The sequence below is a fragment of the Parafrankia sp. EUN1f genome (genome assembly GCF_000177675.1).
GTDB lineage: Bacteria > Actinomycetota > Actinomycetes > Frankiales > Frankiaceae > Parafrankia.
The window spans coordinates 37,343-55,353 of sequence record NZ_ADGX01000015.1 but is presented as its reverse complement, the minus strand read 5'-3'; the positions used below and the strand labels follow the sequence as shown (position 1 = coordinate 55,353).

Genomic DNA, 18,011 nt, shown 5'->3' with positions numbered 1-18,011 from the left:
ATCCGCGCGAGACGGCGCCGCGCGCCGCGGTCAGGGACGGACGAGGACCTTCAGGGCGGCGCGGGAGTCCATGGCACGGTAGGCGTCGGCGACGTTGTCGAGGGTGACGGTGCGGTCGAACACCTTACCGGGGTTGATCGCGCCCTTCAGCACCTCGGGCAGCGCCTGCTCGAGGTAGGCACGCACCGGTGCCGGCCCGCCGGTGAGGTAGACGTTCTTGCCGAACAGGGAGCCGAAGCCGACCGGTGCCTCCTCGTACTGCGGCACGCCGACCCGGGAGATGATCCCGCCCGGACGGACCACGCCATAGGCCTGCTCGTAGGCCGGCATGTAGCCGACGGCCTCGATCACCACCGGGCTGCCCTCCCCACCGGTGAGGTCGAGCACCCTGGCGACGCCCTCCTCGCCACGCTCGGCGACGACGTCCGTGGCGCCGAACTCACGGCCCAGGTCGGTGCGGGAGGTGTGCCGCCCCATCAGGATGATCCGCTCGGCACCCAACTGCTTCGCGGCGAGAACCGCGGAAAGGCCCACCGCGCCGTCGCCGATCACCGTGACCGTCGAGCCGGGGGCCACCTTGCCCATGTGCGCGGCGTGCCAGCCGGTCAGGTAGACGTCCGACAGGGTGAGCAGGGAGGGCAGCAGTGCCTCGTCGACGTCACCCGGGATCTTCACGAGGGTGCCGGCGGCCTGGGGCACCCTCGCCAGCTCGGCCTGCACACCGCCCGCGCCGCCGCCGCCGAACCAGCCGACGTTGACGCACGAGGTGTGCAGGCCGTCACGGCAGAACGCACAGGTGTTGTCGGAGAAGGAGAACGGGGAGATGACAAGGTCGCCCACCGCCAGACCGGTGACCTCCGCGCCGATCTCCTCCACGACACCGATGAACTCGTGGCCCATCGGGACTCCCTGCTCGGCGGCGGGCATCGAGTGGAACGGGTGCAGGTCGGAGCCGCACACGCAGGCCAGCACCGTGCGGACGACGGCGTCGGTCGGTGCCTCGATCCGCGGATCCGGCACGTTCTCGACGCGGACGTCGCCTGCTCCGTACATGAACGTCGCTCGCATGTGCTGTCCGCCTCCTGGTCCGGGGCGCGGGCCGGGCCCGCGAGTCGCACCAATGTAAGAGTCCTCTAACATTGAGGTCAAAGCGGGATGGAACACATCAGCGCCAATGGATCAGCGCAGGTCAGGGCATGGGCAGCGGTCGAAGCAGAGGCAGGGGCAGGGGGCGTCAGCGGTGACCCGGCGAGCCGCCTATCACCACGGGGACCTGCGCGCCGCGCTCGTCCAGGCCGCGCTCGAGCTGGTCAGCGCGAAGGGGGTCACCGGGCTGTCGGTCGCCGCCGCGGCCCGGCGGGCCGAAGTCAGCGGGGCCGCGCCCTACCGGCACTTCGCCAACCGGGCCGAGCTGCTCTCCGCCGCCGCGACCTTCGCCGCCCGCCAGCTCTCCGAGCTGATGCGCGAGGCCACCGAGCGACCGGCGGAACCCGGCGACAGCGGCAGCGATCGCGACGGCGATGTTGGAGACGGCGCGGAGGTCGGGGTGGCACGCGCCGTCGAGGTGCTCGCCACGCTCACCCGGGTCTACGTCCACTTCACCCTCACCCACGGCGCCGGGTTCGAGCTGATCTTCGCCGACGAGCTCCAGGACGTACCCGACCCGCAGCGGCGCGAGGCCACCCGAGAGCTGCACGACCGCCTGCTGTTCCCCGCGCTGGCCGTCACCGGCGACCCCGACGCGGCCGGCCACCTGCTGCGGGCGCTGGTCGCCATCGCGCACGGCTACGCCTACCTGCCACGCGGCGGGTTCATGCGCGGCTTCGACACCAGCCCCGCCCGGGTGGCCGACGAGGCTGCCGCGGCCGTCCGCACGCTGGCCTGGTCGGCGGCCGCCGACCCGCCGGGAGGGCGCGGTGGGGACCGGTCGGTCCGCGGATACCGTTCACCGTAGGCATCCCACCTGACTTCGCGTCCCGAAAAGGAGAACCGGTGCCGACCATCTCCCCGAGCCACCGCGACCTGCTGGAGTCCGGCCACACGATCACCCTCGCGACGGTCGGAGTCGACGGGCTGCCGCAGGTCACCGCGATCTGGGCGATGCTGGACGGCGATCACGTCCGCACCTCGCTGCACCCCAGCCGGCAGAAGTACCGCAACCTCGTCGCCCGGCCGCAGGCGACCCTCTTCGTGATCGACCCGGCCAACCCGTACCGGACTCTGGAGGTCCGCGGAACCGTCGAGATCACCGAGGACACCGACCTGGCCTTCCTCAGGCGCCTGCTGGCGGTCTACGGCAGTGACCTGGAGCATTTCCCGGCGCCCGTCGACGGGCGGGTGGTGGTCACCCTCCGTCCCACCCGCGTCGTCGAGCTCGGTTAGCGAGCCCGGGCAGTCGACGGTGGGCGGTGCGTAGGCGGTGGGTAGGCGGTTCCGCGGAACCGCCCATCCCCCGCTGTCCGCCGACGCCCGCCGCCGGCTGGCTCACAGGACGATCGGCAGCTTGTGGTAGCCGCGGATGGTCGCGGTGTGGATCAGCTCCGCGCCGGACAGGTCGACATCCCAGCGTGGGAAGCGGTTCAGGATCTCCTCCAGTGCGATCCGGCCCTCGATCCGCGCCAGGGCGGCCCCGAAGCAGTAGTGCACGCCCTTGCCGAACGTCAGATGCGCGTCGATCTTCCGGTGGATGTCGAAGGTGTCCGCGTCGGGAAAGGCCCGCTCGTCCCGGTTCGCCGAGCCGGTCAGCAGGGTGACGATCTTCCCTTCCTCGACGCGCTGCCCGTACAGCTCGACCGGTTTCGCCGCCACCCTGATCTGGATCGGCGACGGCACCTCGTACCGCAGCGTCTCCTCGACCGCGTTCGGGACGAGCGACCTGTCGGCCACGACCTGGGCCCGCTGGTCGGGGTGCTCGGCGAGGACCTTCCCGAGCCAGCCGATCAGCCGGGCCGTCGTCTCGACCCCGGCCGCGTAGAGCATGCCGACGTAGTTGAGGATCTCGGCGTCGCTCAGCCCGCGTTCCTCGCCGGTGAAGACGTCGGTGAAGCGGGCCTGGATGAGGGTGGTGAGGAAGTCGTCCGCCGGGTTGGCGCGGCGGAACTCCAGGAACGGCGCGTACGGTGCGCCGATGCTGGGCAGCCGCTGCTCCTCCTGCGGCTTCTCCTCGGTGAGCCGGGCCGACTCCTCCACCTTGTCGCGCAGGCTCAGCAGGTACTCGTCGGGAATGCCGACGAGGGCGCCGATGACCCGCATCGGCAGGTGGCCGGCGAAGTCCTGCACCAGGTCGAAGCCACCGCTGCCGACCAGCGGGTCGAGGTACTCGGCGCACAGCTCCCGGATCCGCGTCTCCAGGACCTGGACGCGCCGCGGGGTGACGGCCCGGCTCAGGATGAGCCGGTGCATGTCGTGCTCGGGCGGGTCCTCGGCGATGAACAGCCCCGGCGGTGTCGGTAAGCCGGCCTTCACCATCTCCATCAGAATGCCCTTGGCCGAGGTGTAGGACTGCCAGTCGACGGAGGCGGCCTCGACGTCGGCGTACCGGGAGAGCGCGTAGAAGTCGTACCGCTCGTTGTAGTAAAGCGGCTGCTCATCCCGCATGCGCTTCCACACCGGGTAGGGGTCCTGGTCGATGTCGAAGTCGTACGGGTCGTAGTAGATCTCGGTCGCGGTGCTCACGCTGTGCTCCTGGCTCCTGTCGACGTGCGTCTGCGCAGGTGTGTGGGTGTGCGGTACCGGTCCCGGGGCCGTCACACGGGCTCGCACAGGGTCTTGATCTGGAGGTACTCCTCGAAGCCCAGCTGGCCCATCTCGCGGCCGATGCCGCTCTGCTTGTACCCGCCGAAGGGGACGTCCGGCCCGTAGTAGATGCCGCCGTCCACGATCATCGTGCCGGCGCGGATCCTGCGGGCGACCGCCTTGGAACGCTCGTGGTCGCCGGAGAAGACCGCGCCGGAGAGGCCGAAGATGCTGTCGTTGGCGATCCGTACGGCGTCGTCCTCGTCGTCGAACGGCAGCGCGACGAGCACCGGCCCGAAGATCTCGTTGCGGACGATCTCGGCGTCCTCGGGCATGTCGGCGAACAGGGTCGGCTCGAAGTAGTAGCCCTTGTCGAACCGGGACGGGCGCCGCCCGCCGAGGACAGGCGTGCCGCCGGCCGCCTTCGCCCGCTCGACGATGCCCTCGACCCGTTCGAGGTGGCGTGCGCTGTTCAGTGGGCCCATCACGTTCGCGGGGTCGAGCGGATCACCGTAGGGCACCATCGACAGCATCTGGGCGGCGAGCTGGACGCCCTCCTCGAACCGGGAGCGGGGCAGGAGCAGCCGGGTCAGCGTGGCGCACCCCTGGCCGGCGTGGACGCAGACCATGAAGGTGGACATCCCGATCGCGGTCGCGAAGTCGGCGTCGGCGAAGACGATGTTCGCCGACTTCCCGCCGAGTTCCAGGAAGCACTTCTTCACCGTCTCCGAGCCCAGCTTCATGATCCGTCGCCCGACCGCGGTGGAACCGGTGAAGCTGATCAGGTCGACGCGCGGATCGGTGATGAGCTCCTCACCCCGGTCGTTGACCGAGCTGGTGATGACGTTGAGGACGCCGGGTGGGATGTCGGTGTGCTCCGCGACGATCTTTCCCAGCGCGCTGGCGCACCACGGGGTCGTCGGCGCGGCCTTCAGGACGACGGTGTTCCCGGCGGCGAGCGCGGGGGCGACCTTCGCGAGGTTCACCTGGGTGGGCTGGTTCCACGGGGTGATCGCGCCGACCACGCCGTAGGGCTCCCGCTCCGTCCAGCGGCGGGAGCGGAACTGCTCGATCTGGCCGATGCCGTGCGCCTGCGTGAACTCGTACTTCTCCAGCAGGTCGGCTACCCAGCCGATCCCCTCGACCGGGCGGTCGAAGGTGGAGCCGGAGATCTTGCTCGGCAGGCCGACCTCGGCCGTCGACATCGCCTTGAACGGCTCGGCGTGCTTGGAAAGCGCATCCTGCAACTGGCGCAGGCAGCGCACCCGCAACGCCACGTCGGTGCTCCAGGCAGTCTCGTCGAAGGCCCTGCGAGCGGCCGTGACCGCCGCGTCCACATCGCCGGCGGAGGCGTCGGGCGCGACGCCGATCGCGGCCTCGGTGGCCGGGTTGATGTTGTCGTACGTGGCCCCGCCGTCCGCGTCGACGAGCCGGCCGTCGATGAGCAGTTTCGCGATGTCCAGGCCCGCGTAGGTCATGTCCTTGCTCCTGTCAGGTGAGGCGTGTGTCAGGCGAGCGGCGTGTGCTCGTGGCGGACGGCGTGTGCTCGTGGCGGACGACGTCGGAGACCGCCCATTCGGTCTGGCTCTTCACCGCGGCCGACGGCGGGCTCAGGCAGTCGGGCATCGCGACGGTTCGGCCGGGGCGGACGTCCGCCGACCAGGTGACCGCGTTTGTGCCCTCGGCCCAGGTCAGCTCGGCCCGCGTGCCGTGCACCGACCCGCTGCGTGGGCGATCCAGGACACTCCAGCCCTCCCGCCGCAGGACCTCCAGCTCGAGCGCCTGCACCTGCGGGTCCGCGAGGCCCGAGCAGCCCCGGTAGTGATCGGCGAGCCGCCCCGGGTCCCCGGACCGCCCCAGCACGGACTCGACGAGATCGAGATCGGCGAAGGCCCAGCCGGTGCCCTCCGGGAGAACCAGGCACACCGGCGCGAACCGGTGACCACCGAGGTGGCTGGCCCGCCACAGGTTCACCCCCGGCCGTGCCCCGGCCGCCTCCAGTTTCACGCCCAGCCCCGCGCCGAGCCGGCCGCAGCAGGCGTCACGGCGTCCGTGCCCGCACACCAGGACGTCGACCGCGGGGCTCTCCAGCGCCGACGGGGCCGGGTCCGCCGCCGCCGCGACCAGCTCGCCGACCGCGTCGTACAACGAGGACCCGACCGCGCTCTCGAACCTGCGGTAGCCGGTGAACCCGGACTCACCGGGCCTGCGGGCATGCAGAATCACCCGGCGTTCCTCCCCCACCGGGCGTTGCTGGGCGGGGACGACGGCCTGCAGCCGGTACCCGGGCGGGCCGACGATCGGCTCCAGGGCGGCGACCTGGGCGCTCTCGCCGACGTCCCGCGGCCAGGGCAGCGGGATCTCGACGAGCAGGAAACCCGGGTAGGTTCCGGCCGTGCCCGCCGGCGACATCGCCGCCACCCGCGCCCAGTCGGAGCATCTGATCTTCGCGTCGGGGTCGACGTCGGGTGGGCGGACCCCCGCGGTCACGTCCATGCCGTCAACCGACCGGGTGGGCGTTCGGTGCCGGAGCCATGACGAGGTTTCGGTGCGACGGCGGAACCGGCGGACTGGTTCGCCAGTCGGCGATCCCCTGGTCACCCGGCTGACCCACCGGCATTCCGCCCTCGTGCACCCAGGCCCAGTGGGAGTGGTTGAGCTCGTGGAGCGTGAAGCAGGCGTTCAGCGCGTTGTAGAAGCCCATGTTGTCCACGCTCTGGTTCACCGACTCCTTGATGAGCAGGGCTGCCATGGTGGGAATCGAGGCGATGCGCCGGGCGAACCTCAGCGCCGAGTCGTGCAGCTCGGCGCCAGGGAAGATCTTGGAGACCATCCCGAGGCGCCAGGCCTCCTCGGCGTCGATCGAGTCGCCGGTGAGCAGCAGTTCCTTGGCCCGGCGCGGGCCGAACTCCCAGGGGTGCGCGAAGTACTCCATGCCGCACATGCCGAGCCGGGTGCCCACCATGTCGGCGAACGTGGTGCCCTCCGCGGCCACGATGAGGTCGCATGCCCACATCAGCATCAGGCCCGCCGCGTAGACCTCGCCGTGCACGGCGGCAATGGTGATCTTCCGAAGGTTCCGCCAGCGGCGAGTGTTTTCGAAGAAGTGGTGCCACTCCTGCAGCATCAGCTTCTCGGCGCCGTTCCGGGTCCCTCCGTTCACCTTTGCCGAGGGATGCTGGTTCGGCCCCGCGAGCATGTCCTCACGGCCCTGGCGCGAGCCCATGTCGTGCCCCGTCGAGAACATGGGGCCGTGGCCGCCGAGAATGACGACACGGACGGTGTCGTCCGCCTCGGCGCGCAGAAACGCCTCCCCCAGCTCCACCAACAGGCCGCGATTCTGGGCGTTACGGGTCCCGGGACGGTTGAGCATGATCCGAACAATCGCCCCGTCGTCCAGCTCCTCGTAGGTGAGGTATTGGTAGCGCGAATCGACTACTGCGCGGCGTGAATCAGTAGCAGCACAGCTCGAATCGGTCACCGAGTATTGCGGCTCGCTCATGGATGCCCTTCTCTCCGGGCGGCGCAGTCCGCTCGTACCAGCCTGCCGACTCCAGAGGAGACAGGTCTCCCACCTGCCTCCTTACCGTCCATATTTACACTAGGTTCAAGTACATGTACTGTCAACCCGGTCGCGGGCAAGGTCGGCGTGGCCCCCATTTCCTACGGGCCATCGAGACGCCGACCCACCCCGGAGCAGACCTGGGCAGGAAGAATCGGAGGGCGCGGAGCATGACCGAGGCAGCAGCATTTCGCTACGACGGAAAGCGGGTTCTCGTAGTCGGGGGAGCCACCGGGATGGGCGCGGCGGCGGCCCGGGCGGTCACCGCGCTCGGCGCGGAGGTCGTGGTCATGGACCGCGCCCCGGTCGACTATCCGGTCGCCCGTCAGATCACCGTCGACCTCACCGACCCCGACGCACTGAACGCCGCGATCGACCAGGTCACCGGACCGCTGCACGCGGTGTTCTCCGCGGCCGGCATCGCCGGCGGGCCGGCTGTCATGCGGGTCAACTTCATCGCCCACCGCCACCTGGCCGAGCGGCTGGTCCGGGACGGAACACTGGTCCCCGGCTCGGCGATCTGCATGATCTCGTCGGTTGCGGGGCTCGGCTGGCAGAACCACCTGCCGCTGCTGGTCGATTTCCTCGAGACGCCCGACTACGCGTCCGCCGATGCGTGGGTTGACGGTCATGACGGCACCTGCACCTACATGTTCAGCAAGCAGGCGATCAACGCCTACGTCGCTCGCGAATCCTATCCGCTGCTGGCGAAGGGAATTCGGATCAACGCGGTCTGCCCGGGGCCGACGGACACCCCGCTCGCCCGTGCCAACACCTGGCTCGGTTTCGACGAGCAGTACCGCAAGGCGACCGGCACGGCGCCGTTGCGGGCGGAGGAGATCGCCGACGTGATGGCCTTTCTGAACAGTTCCGCGGCCGCCGGTGTCAGCGGCGTCAGCCTCCTGGTCGATTCCGGCCACGTGATGTCCTCGATCGGCGGATCGTGGGAGGCGGGCCGCCCGGTCATCGAGTTCCTGATGACCCAGCGGTCGGTCTGACCGACCCCGTTCAACAGAAGCGGCGGCCCACCGATTTCCGGTGAGCCGCCGCTTTCTTTTCTAAAGCCGCGGGGCGCTCGGATTTCTCGATGGGAACGGCGGCAGGTCGAGCAGCGACAGCACCCCCGGTTCGGCCGCGCAGACCCGGGGAACCGCGTTGACGACGCTCATCGCCGACGCCACGGCTACCGGGTCGCCCGCGTAACCGGCCGGTGAGGAGATCTTGAGGTCCAGTGTGATGCCGGGCAGGCCCTCGACGACCGCCCGGTAGCCGTCGCCGGAGAATCCCAGCTCCGCGAAGTCGTTCTCCCGCAGCTTCTCGACATGCTCGACAACCACCTTGGGCACGCCGCCGACCACGCCCTTGACCCGGTACCTGACCCCGGCGATGGTCCCGGCCGGGATGTGGCCTGACGCCACGTCGAAGGCCTCGTCGGCGTAGATGACCGTGTGGTCCTCGACGATCTCCTCGATCGTCACGCCGATGGCGTCGGCCAGCAGGTGCAACGTCGTCGCGTGGTAACGGGTGGTGACACCGGGCGCGAGGATGGGCGAGCGCGCCGCGTCCCGCTGGCCGAAGCCGAAGAACTTCGTGATGCCCTCCCCCTCCCAGTAGGCGTTGTTCATGAACTGGTACATGTGCACGCTGCTGACCTCACGGGCGAGTGCCAGCGCGGACAGCGCGAGGCCCGCGGTGCCGTAGCCGGGGTCCATCCCGACCGTGACGATCGACGACCCGCCGTCGAGGCAGGCCTGCTCCAGTTCCTTGTACAGGTCGTCGTCCTGCGCCTTCGGGTACACCAGGGTCGGCCACCACAGGTTCACGACGTTCTTGCCGGACCGAAGGATCCGCAGCAGGTCCCCGAACGTCTCGCTCGGGTCCTCCACCCAGTTCCGTCCGACGGTGAAGCAGACGCAGTCGGCGGGCGTGGCCAGCAGCGCGTCCTTGTCACGGGTCGCTGCCACGCCGAGCGGGCCTAATCCGCACAGTTCGCCGACATCCCGGCCGTCCTTGTGCTCGGAGTGGGCCCAGGCGCCCACCAGCTCCAGATCGGCGTGGCCGAGGATGCCCGCCACCGCCTCCCTGGCGACGGTGCCGGTTGTCCATTGGATGACGCGGTATGTCACGGTGTCCTCCGCTGTCCGAGGGGCTGGAGTGGTCCGAGGGGGCGCGCCGAGCTCACCGGTCAGGTGACGGCGCCGTCGATCTTCATCTGGATGATCTGCTCGTCGGTGTGCCCGAGCTCCCGGAGCAGGTCGTCGGTGTGCTCGGCGAACTGGGGGGCGCGCCGGGTGTCCGGCGGCTGGTTGTCGAACTGGACGGGGTTGGCGACCAGCCGACGCTCCTTGCCCTCGCTGTCGGGAAACGTGCTCAGGTAGCCGTTGGCGTGCATCTGCGGGTCGTCGAGGATGTCGAGTGGCCCCTGGACGGGGGCCCAGGGGCCTTCCATCGTCTGCAGATGGTCGATCCAGTGCGCGTATGGCTTCGCGGCGATCGCGTCGGCGATGTACTGGCCGGCCTCGGCGGAGTTGGCCATGAGCTTCTGCGCGGTCTCGAAACGTTCGTCGGTGACGAGATGCTCGATACCGAGGTGGTGGCAGACGTCCGCGAAATAGCGGAAGGCCTGTGGCATCGTGAAGTTGATCCATCGCCCGTCGGACGTCCGGAAGTGGCCCACCGTCGGGTTCAGCGCCACGTTCATCATGGTCTGGTTGAGCGGCACGGGCTCCTTCGCGGCACCGGTGAGTGCCGCGTTTCCCAGGTCGAGCGCGAAGGCCCAGGCCCCGACGCTCATGAGGGAGACGTCGACGACCGAGGGCTGGCCGGTGGTCGCGCGACCGTAGAGCGCGGCGGCGATGCCGCCGGCGATGGTCATGGCGCCCATCGAGTCGCCGTAGGCACCGGCGGGCATGCTGACGACCCGCGGGCTCTCCTGCGGGGTCACCCCCCAGGCGCTGCCCATCCGGCACCAGAAGGCGGAGCCGTCGTAGCCGCCCTTCTCCGCCCAAGGCCCACGCTGCCCGTGCGCGGACCCGCGGACGAAGATGATGTCCGGGTTCACCTTTCGGATGTCGTCGACCTCCAGCCGCAGCCGGCGGCGCGCGGCCGGGAGGAAATTGGTGAGGAAGATGTCCGCGTCACGGCACAGTTCGAGGAGGACGTCGTAGCCCGCGGGGGTGGCGAGGTCGAGGCCGATGCTGCGCTTCCCGCGGTTGGGATGATCCATGATCGGCTGGAATGTGCCGTCCTTCGGGTGGTTCACCATTCCCCGCTGGGCGTCACCTGCCACGGCATGCTCGACCTTGATCACATCGGCACCCCACTCGGCAAGAATTCCGCCTGCCGCAGGTGTGAACGTGAACTGGGCGACCTCAACCATCTTGACGCCCGCCATCGGCTGATGCACTGGCTCGAACTCCCTTCCCTAACGGCCTGAAAGCCTGCTGGACGCTGGTCGCCCCGGCCGCTCCCTCGACACCATAGTTAGACTGAGTCAAAGTATGCAAGGGTCGGCCGCACCCCGGGACGGGCGCGACGCCAGCTCGGCACCGGACCCCCGAGCTGCACCGGGCCCACCCGCCGACGACGGGGAGGCCCACGAGCCAGCCCTCGCGACCACGGCATCCAGGCCGAACCGGGTCGCACCTCGGAAGCAGGCGGACGCCGCCAGCCCTCCCCGCATATCGGACCTGGACAGAGGGTTGTGCGACCCGCGCCCACCTGTTAAAAAGTAGATCTCGCAAAATTTGACTCAGTTCAAAACTGAGATTCCTCCAGAGACGGAAACGGACAAACCGCGCCCGACGGGCCGGAGTGACCCGCAGCGTGCGGTGGGTCAGTGCGCGACGGGAACCCTGCCGTGGCCGATGAGCGCTGCCCAGAAAACACCGATGAGCCTGCGCCTGGCGTGTCCCGGGCCAGGCCAGCCGGAAACGAAGGAAACCGGCCGAAACGCCGGTTGGAGTGCTGCCGTCACACGAGTCTCCCGTTTCTTTTCTCAGGGAGAACACCGGGAAGGGAAGTCCGATCATGAAGAATCGCAGGGCACTCGCGGTGATCGCCGCGACCGGGCTGTTATCGGCCGCACTCGCCGCCTGCGGTGGTGGCTCCGACGACGGGGCCGCGGCGGACACCGCGGGCCTGACCGGTGACCCGATCGTCGTCGAAGTGATCACGCCGCTGTCGAGCGTCAGCCCGCCCGTCGAGGTCTACCACGGAGCGCTGGCCGCGGCCTCCGCGGTGAACGCCTCCGGCGGCATCAACGGCCGGCCGCTCACCGTCAAGGTCTGCGACGCCGGCGGCACCGACGGACCGGCGAAGGCCGTCGAATGCGCCCGCAACCTGGTCGCCGACAAGACGATCATCGCCGAGGTGGGCGACTACGAGGCCTACCAGGAGCAGGTCAACACGATCCTGGCCGCTGCCGGTGTTCCCAACATCGGCCCGCCGCCGCAGAGCCAGTCGGTACTGAACTCCAAGAACTCCTTCCCGCTCGCCGGGTCCGAGGGCGCGGCGCTGGGCACCGTCCTGGCCGACGCCGGAGCCAAGAAGATCCAGGTCGCCTACACCAACATCGCGCAGGCCGCCTCCGCGGTGCAGTTCAACGAGGTCTCCCTGGAACGCGGCCGCGGCTTGAAGATCACGGGCAGCATCCCGATCGACCTGACAGCCACCGACCTCACCCCCGCGGTGACCCGGGGAGCCGAAGGTGACGCTGTCGCCCTCGCCGCGATGCCCACGCACTTCGCCGCCTGGCTCACCGTGGCCCGCGGGGGCGACTTCGACCAGAAGATCTCCTCCAGCGCGTCCGCGCTCGTGCCCAGCGCGCTGTCCGCGCTCGGAGACAAGGCCGACGGCGTCCTCGTCTCCGCCGGGCTGCCCATCGTCACCAGCGACGAGCCGGGCATCGTCCGGTTCCGCGACGAGATGGCCAAATACCAGCCCGGCAAGATCATCGACCAGGTCAGCCTCTACGGCTGGCTCGACACCTGGGCGTTCGCGCAGGTGGCCCGCACGATCGACGGCCCCGTCACCCGCGAGTCCACGTTGAAGGCGTTCAGCAACCTCAACGACTTCAACGTCTTCGGCCTGCTGCCGGACGGCTTCTCCACCACCAAGCCCTTCGACGCCCTGCCCGGGATGCCCCGTCTGTTCAACCAGCAGATCGTCGAAGGCGTCGTCAAGGACGGCAAGCTCCAGCAGACCTCCGAGGGCTACGTCCCGATTTTCACGAAGCCATGACCGCGACCAGCGCGAGCGGCGGAAACCGAGGGGTAGCGCGACGATGATTCGCTTCGCCTTGCTCGGCCTCGGTCTGGGAGCCATCTACGCCCTTGCCGGCCAGGGCCTTCTCCTCGTCTATCGAGGCTCCGGCGTCGTGAACTTCGCGCAGGGCGCGTTCGCCGCGGTGGGCGCCCTGGCCTTCTACCAACTGCACATGGAGGCCGGTGTTCCGACCGCGCCCGCCGTCGTGCTGGCCCTGGCGATCTCGGGGGCCGTCGGCGCCCTCATGCACCTGGCGGTGATGCGCCCACTGCGCGACGCACCACCGCTGACCAGGGTGATCGCAACCCTCGGTGTGATGGTGGTGCTGCAGCAGGCGGGCCGCATCATCTTCGGCACCGAGGTGCACATCGTGCCGTCGTTCCTTCCCACCGACAGCGTCCACCCGTTCGGCGGGCCGGCGGTGGGCGCGGACCGCCTGGTCCTGCTCGCCATCGCGGTGGTGATCTCGGCGGTCCTGTGGCTGGTCTACCGGTACAGCAGGTTCGGCGCCGTCACCGCCGCGGTGGCCGAGAACGAGCGCGCGGCACAGCTCACCGGCCACTCGCCGGATGTGGTCGCCGTCATCAACTGGACGCTGGGTGCCATGCTCGCCGGGGCGGCCGGCATCCTCATCGTCCCGATCACCGGCCTCGACATCAACACGCTCATCCTGCTGATCATCCCGGCCCTGGCCACCTGCGTGGTCGCGGTTTTCGCGTCCTTCCCCATCGCCTTCGCGGCCTCGATGGTCATCGGCATCACCCAGTCCGAGATCACCAACTACGTGAGCGCCGCGGGATGGGGCGAGGCGGTCCCGTTCCTGGTCGTCGTGCTGGTGCTGGTCGTACGCGGCCGCGGGCTGCCGCTGCGCAGCCACGTCAACGAAGTGCTCCCCGAGATCGGGACCGGTGTGCTGCGGCCCGGCCGGGTAGCGGCCGCCGTCGCGGTGATGACCGTGATCATCCTGTCGACGCCGGACAACTGGACGGACGCCTTCACCACCACGATCATCGGCGCGATCGTCTGCGTCTCGCTGGTCGTGGTCACCGGCTACGGTGGGCAGCTCTCGCTGGCGCAGTTCGCGTTCGCCGGCTGGGGCGGCTACGTCGCCTCCCGCCTCGCAGCCGAACACGGGCTACCGTTCCTGCTGGTGCTGGTCATCGGCGTGGTCGCGGCGGTCCCCCTGGGCGTCCTGGTCGGCCTGCCCGCGCTGCGGACCAGGGGCATCCACCTGGCCATCGCCACCTTCGGGCTCGCCTACTCCCTTCAGGCGGTCCTCTTCCAGAGCGTTCCGCTGACCGGCGGGCTGGAAGGGACCGTCGTCGAACCCGCCTCGCTGTTCGGTTGGGACGTCGACCCGGTCAGCCACCCGAAGCGGTACGCCATCGTCTGCCTGACCGCCCTGCTGCTGGCCGCCGTGGTGGCCGGCAACATCAGGCGCGGGCGGGCAGGCCGCCGGCTGGTGGCCGTACGCGGCAACGAACGCGCGGCCGCCTCGCTGGGCATCAGCGTGTACGGGGCCAAGCTCGTCTCGTTCGCGCTCTCGGCGGCCATCGCCGGGCTCGGCGGCGTTCTGCTGGCCTTCCAGTCGAGCTATGTCGACTTCAACCAGTTCAACGTGTTCAATTCGATCGCCGTCGTCATCAACACGGTCATCGGCGGCGTCGGCTTCCTGCTCGGTGGCGTCATCGCCGGTGCCAGCACCTCGGGCGGGCTCACCTCCAAGATCTTCGGCGAGATCTTCCCGAACGGTGACATCAACCAGTACGTGACGCTCGCGCTCGCCGCGCTTCTCGCGCCCACGCTGATCAGCTTCCCCAACGGTTTCGCGGCCCGCATCGCGGGCTGGCGGCCCCCGGCGGCGCTCACCGCCCGCTTCGGGAGCGGTGCCAGCCGCTCCCGAAGCACCACCGGCACCGCGGAACCCACCGGCACCGCGGAACCCACCGGCACCGCGGAACCCACCGCAAGCGGCGGCGGGCGGCTGGGCACCGGCGCGGTCCCGCCCGCCGTCGCACACCGGGTGACGCCCAAGGTGCTGCGGGTGCAGGACCTCGCCGTCCGCTTCGGCGGCGTCCACGCGCTCGGCGGTGTCTCGATGGAGATCCGGCCCGGCGAGATCGTCGGGCTCATGGGCCCCAACGGGGCCGGCAAGACCACCTTCATCGACGCCGTCACCGGCTTCACCCGGCTGTGGAGCGGCACCATCCAGCTTGACGACGCACGGATAGACGCCCACAACCCGCGCCGCCGGGCCCTGCTCGGCATCGGTCGCACCTTCCAGTCGCTGGAGCTGTTCGACCAGCTCAGCGTGCTGGAGAATCTGCGCACCGCCGCCGACCCGCGCGACTCGGTCGCCTACGTCACCGACCTGGTGCATCCCAGGCGCACCCAGCTCACACCGGCGGCGCGCTCCGCGGTCGAGATGTTCGCGCTCGCCGACGATCTCGACCGCCTGCCGTCCGAGCTCTCCTACGGGCGCCGGCGCCAGGTGGCCATCGCCCGGGCGATCGCGGCCGAGCCCTCGGTCCTGCTGCTGGACGAACCGGCCGCCGGCCTCAACGAGTCGGAGACCCACGAGCTCTCCGACCTGCTGCGCCGGCTGGTGGACGAATGGGGCATCGGCATCGTCCTGGTCGAACACGACGTGCCCATGCTCAACCGGGTCTGCGACCGGCTGGTGGTCATGGACTTCGGCAAGGTCATCGCGACCGGGACCCCGGCCGAGATCCGCTCGGATCCCCGGGTGATCGCCGCCTACCTCGGCACGGAAGACCCGGAGAGCGCGGAGAGCGCGGAGTCCGCGGAGCACAGCGGTTCCGCGGAACCGCCCGAAGCGGTCCACTCGGCCCAGCCGGCAGCTGCGGCGGAGCCGGCCGCCAGCCAGGACGTCGCCGCGGTCGGCCGGGAACTCTCCAGGTGAGCGGAGCCCGGCAGACAGTGAATCCGATCAGGGAAAACGAAGGGCCGGTGTGAGCATGGAAAAAGAAGACATGATCCTCGTCAGTATCGACGATCATTCGATCGAGCCGCCGGACATGTACGAGCGGCACGTGCCCGCCAGGTACCGGGATCTGGCACCGAAGGTCATCCGCAACGACGCGGGGATCGACCAGTGGGTGTTCCAGGGCGTGGCGACGTCCACACCCTTCGGGATGGCCGCCACGGTGGGCTGGCCGGCCGAGGAATGGGGCCGTGACCCCGGGACCTACACCGAGCTGCGACCCGGATGTTTCGACCTGAGCGCGCGCGTCGACGACATGAACGCCAACGGCGTCCTCGCCTCGATGTGCTTCCCCAGCATGGCCGGCTACAACGCCCGGACGTTCGCCGAGGCGCCGGACAAGAAACTCTCCATGATCATGCTTCAGGCCTACAACGACTGGCACATCGACGAGTGGTGCGCCGGTGCCCCCGGCCGTTTCATCCCGATCGGAATGCTCCCGATGTGGGACGCGGAGCTCGCCGCGGCGGAGGTGCGCCGGCTCGCCGCGAAGGGCTGCCGGGCCGTCAGTTTCCTGGAGGCGCCGCACGCGCAGGGCTACCCGAGCCTGCTGTCCGGCTACTGGGATCCGATGCTGCGGGCCGTCGTCGACGCCGGCACCGTGCTCTGTCTGCACATCGGCGGCGGGATGGGCCTGCTGAAACTGCCGCCGGAGGCCCCGCCGGACCACTCGATCATCCTGTCGACGCAGATCATGACGCTGGTCGCGCAGGATCTTCTGTTCGGCCACGTTCTCGAGAAGTACCCGACCTTGAAGATCGCCTTCTCCGAGGCCGGGATCGGGTGGATTCCCTTCTACCTCGAACGAGCCGACCGACACGTGAAGAACCAGGTGTGGCTGCACAACGACTTCGGTGGGCGGCTGCCGTCGGAGATCTTCCGGGAGCACGTGCTGGGGTGTTTCATCACCGACCTCTCCGGGCTCAAGGCCCGGCATGACATCGGCATCGACATCATCGCCTGGGAATCCGACTATCCGCACACGGACACCACCTGGCCCGAATCGCCTGAACTGCTGTGGGACGAGCTGACCGAGGCCGGCGTGACCGAGCCGGAGACCCATCAGATCACCTGGCAGAACGCGTGCCGTTTCTTCGACTTCGACCCGTTCACGACGATTCCGCGTGAGCAGGCCACGGTCGGCGCGCTGCGGGCCCGGGCCCGGGCCGCGAACGTCGACACCACCCGCATGCCGAAGGACGAGTGGCGGCGGCGCAACGAAGCGGCGGGGATCGGGGTGCTGGCCCGATGAGTCAGCTCGCGGGCAAGGTTGTCGCGGTCACCGGGGCGACCAGCGGATCGGGCCTGGCTGTGGCCAGGCGCTTCGCGGCCGAGGGTGCCTCGGTGGTGCTGCTGGCCCGGGGGCCGGACCGCCTCAAGGCCCTCGTGGACGAGCTCGGGCCGAGCACCGTGGGCCTGCCGACCGACGTCGGCGACCCGGACAGCGTGCGGAGCGCCTTCGGCGCCATCGAGGAGCGGTTCGGGAAGCTCGACATCCTCATCAACAACGCGGGCCTGCACCGCCCGTGCCCGTTCGACGAGCTTTCCGACGGCGACATCATGGCCCAGGTCCGCGCCAATCTGCTGGGCCCGGTCTACACCTGCCGGGCGGCGATTCCGCTGCTGCGGGCGGCCGGCGGCGGCGACATCATCAACACCTCGTCCGAGGTGACGATCGAGGTCTTCCCCTTCGAATCCGTGTACCGCCTCACCAAGGCGGGGCTGGAGGCGCTCGGCCAGGCCCTGAACCTGGAGTTCGAGAAGGAGGAGATCCGCGTGACGACCCTCATCCAGGGGGTCGCCCTGGGCGAGGGCGGCGGGTCGACCGACTGGGAGAACCACGGGGCGCACAGCGACATCGTGTGGCCGAGGTTGCAGGAGGAGGGAACCATCCGCCGGGTCATGGGCAAGCACGGCGGCCAGACCGTCGAAAGCGTGGCCGACGTCCACGTCTTCATCGTCACGCGGCCACGCGGCCAGAAACTCGACGTCATCCGCGCCCGCAGCTACTAATGAGCCTTCCCCATCTCGACGCGGACTCGCGGCATCCGTGAAGTGGGCCGTGAGATGGAAAGGCTCAGTGACCGTCATTCAGGAGAAGCAGTGGCTGATTTCCACGATGCCGTTCCGGTTGACTGGATCGGGCCGGGCGAGACCGCGACCGTCATCGTCGACGGATTCCCGGTGGCCGTCGCCAACGTCGACGGCGAGTACTTCGCCTTCCAGAACCTCTGCCCGCACCAGGGCAGCGTGCTGGGCGGGCGCCCCCTGGACCAGGGGTGCTTCATCATCTGCCCCCAGCACGCCAGCCGTTATGACGTCCGGACCGGCGCCTGTGTCCGGCCCTCGTCCTCGGACGGGTTCAACCAGGATCTGATGGTGTTCCCGACCCGGGTCGAGGACGAGGTCGTGCAGATCCAGATCTGACCCGCATCTGGACCGGCC

General features: G+C 69.6%; 15 protein-coding genes. 8 read left to right on the top strand and 7 right to left on the bottom strand.

All coding sequences use genetic code 11. The features are described from left to right. Positions 1-30: 30 nt before the first annotated feature. Positions 31-1,068, bottom strand: a complete 1,038-nt coding sequence (locus FREUN1FDRAFT_RS06595; RefSeq protein ID WP_006539200.1) for an alcohol dehydrogenase catalytic domain-containing protein — start codon at positions 1,066-1,068, stop codon at positions 31-33. 172 nt (positions 1,069-1,240) lie between these two features. Here FREUN1FDRAFT_RS06595 and FREUN1FDRAFT_RS44970 point away from each other — a divergent pair, with 172 nt between their 5' ends. Then, positions 1,241-1,954: a TetR/AcrR family transcriptional regulator gene (locus tag FREUN1FDRAFT_RS44970; protein WP_006539199.1), complete on the top strand. Its 714-nt coding sequence runs from the start codon at positions 1,241-1,243 to the stop codon at positions 1,952-1,954. A gap of 38 nt (positions 1,955-1,992) precedes the next feature. Continuing rightward, positions 1,993-2,382 carry a PPOX class F420-dependent oxidoreductase gene (locus FREUN1FDRAFT_RS06585; protein ID WP_006539198.1) on the top strand — a complete coding sequence of 130 codons (390 nt, stop codon included), beginning with the start codon at positions 1,993-1,995 and terminating at the stop codon, positions 2,380-2,382. 102 nt (positions 2,383-2,484) lie between these two features. Here the strand turns inward: FREUN1FDRAFT_RS06585 and FREUN1FDRAFT_RS06580 are convergent, their stop codons facing one another. From FREUN1FDRAFT_RS06580 to FREUN1FDRAFT_RS06565, 4 genes are all read right to left on the bottom strand, one after another. Then, positions 2,485-3,675: a cytochrome P450 gene (locus FREUN1FDRAFT_RS06580; protein ID WP_006539197.1), complete on the bottom strand. Its 1,191-nt coding sequence runs from the start codon at positions 3,673-3,675 to the stop codon at positions 2,485-2,487. 71 nt (positions 3,676-3,746) lie between these two features. Further along, positions 3,747-5,213 (bottom strand): aldehyde dehydrogenase family protein, encoded by a 1,467-nt coding sequence (locus FREUN1FDRAFT_RS06575; RefSeq protein WP_006539196.1) that lies wholly within the window; start codon positions 5,211-5,213, stop codon positions 3,747-3,749. 13 nt (positions 5,214-5,226) lie between these two features. Beyond that, complete coding sequence (locus FREUN1FDRAFT_RS06570) at positions 5,227-6,231, bottom strand: sucrase ferredoxin (protein ID WP_006539195.1); 1,005 nt, start codon at positions 6,229-6,231, stop codon at positions 5,227-5,229. 4 nt (positions 6,232-6,235) lie between these two features. Next, the gene (locus FREUN1FDRAFT_RS06565; RefSeq protein WP_006539194.1) at positions 6,236-7,237 is read right to left on the bottom strand and encodes an enoyl-CoA hydratase; all 1,002 of its coding nucleotides are present in this window, start codon (positions 7,235-7,237) and stop codon (positions 6,236-6,238) included. Between the two features lie 230 nt (positions 7,238-7,467). On the opposite strand from FREUN1FDRAFT_RS06565, the gene FREUN1FDRAFT_RS06560 reads away from it, so the two are divergent. After that, positions 7,468-8,295, top strand: coding sequence for an SDR family oxidoreductase (locus FREUN1FDRAFT_RS06560; protein ID WP_006539193.1), 828 nt, complete (start codon positions 7,468-7,470; stop codon positions 8,293-8,295). Between the two features lie 60 nt (positions 8,296-8,355). On the opposite strand, the gene FREUN1FDRAFT_RS06555 is transcribed toward FREUN1FDRAFT_RS06560, so the two are convergent. Then, positions 8,356-9,423, bottom strand: a complete 1,068-nt coding sequence (locus FREUN1FDRAFT_RS06555) for a hypothetical protein (protein WP_006539192.1) — start codon at positions 9,421-9,423, stop codon at positions 8,356-8,358. 59 nt (positions 9,424-9,482) lie between these two features. After that, positions 9,483-10,703, bottom strand: a complete 1,221-nt coding sequence (locus FREUN1FDRAFT_RS06550; RefSeq protein WP_006539191.1) for a CaiB/BaiF CoA-transferase family protein — start codon at positions 10,701-10,703, stop codon at positions 9,483-9,485. A 623-nt stretch (positions 10,704-11,326) separates the two neighbouring features. On the opposite strand from FREUN1FDRAFT_RS06550, the gene FREUN1FDRAFT_RS06545 reads away from it, so the two are divergent. The 5 genes from FREUN1FDRAFT_RS06545 to FREUN1FDRAFT_RS06525 all read left to right on the top strand — a co-directional run bounded on the left by FREUN1FDRAFT_RS06545 (position 11,327) and on the right by FREUN1FDRAFT_RS06525 (position 17,993). Continuing rightward, positions 11,327-12,538: an ABC transporter substrate-binding protein gene (locus FREUN1FDRAFT_RS06545; RefSeq protein WP_006539190.1), complete on the top strand. Its 1,212-nt coding sequence runs from the start codon at positions 11,327-11,329 to the stop codon at positions 12,536-12,538. Positions 12,539-12,581: 43 nt separating this feature from the next. After that, a complete protein-coding gene (locus tag FREUN1FDRAFT_RS06540; protein WP_006539189.1) occupies positions 12,582-15,485 on the top strand; it encodes an ATP-binding cassette domain-containing protein in 2,904 nt (967 codons plus the stop codon). A 55-nt stretch (positions 15,486-15,540) separates the two neighbouring features. Further along, entirely contained in the window at positions 15,541-16,818 is a 1,278-nt protein-coding gene (locus FREUN1FDRAFT_RS06535; RefSeq protein WP_035950380.1) for an amidohydrolase family protein, read from the top strand. Beyond that, positions 16,815-17,579 (top strand): SDR family oxidoreductase, encoded by a 765-nt coding sequence (locus tag FREUN1FDRAFT_RS06530; protein WP_006539187.1) that lies wholly within the window; start codon positions 16,815-16,817, stop codon positions 17,577-17,579. The genes FREUN1FDRAFT_RS06535 and FREUN1FDRAFT_RS06530 overlap by 4 nt, the downstream gene beginning before the upstream one ends. A gap of 90 nt (positions 17,580-17,669) precedes the next feature. After that, positions 17,670-17,993 carry a Rieske (2Fe-2S) protein gene (locus FREUN1FDRAFT_RS06525; RefSeq protein ID WP_006539186.1) on the top strand — a complete coding sequence of 108 codons (324 nt, stop codon included), beginning with the start codon at positions 17,670-17,672 and terminating at the stop codon, positions 17,991-17,993. Positions 17,994-18,011: the final 18 nt, after the last annotated feature.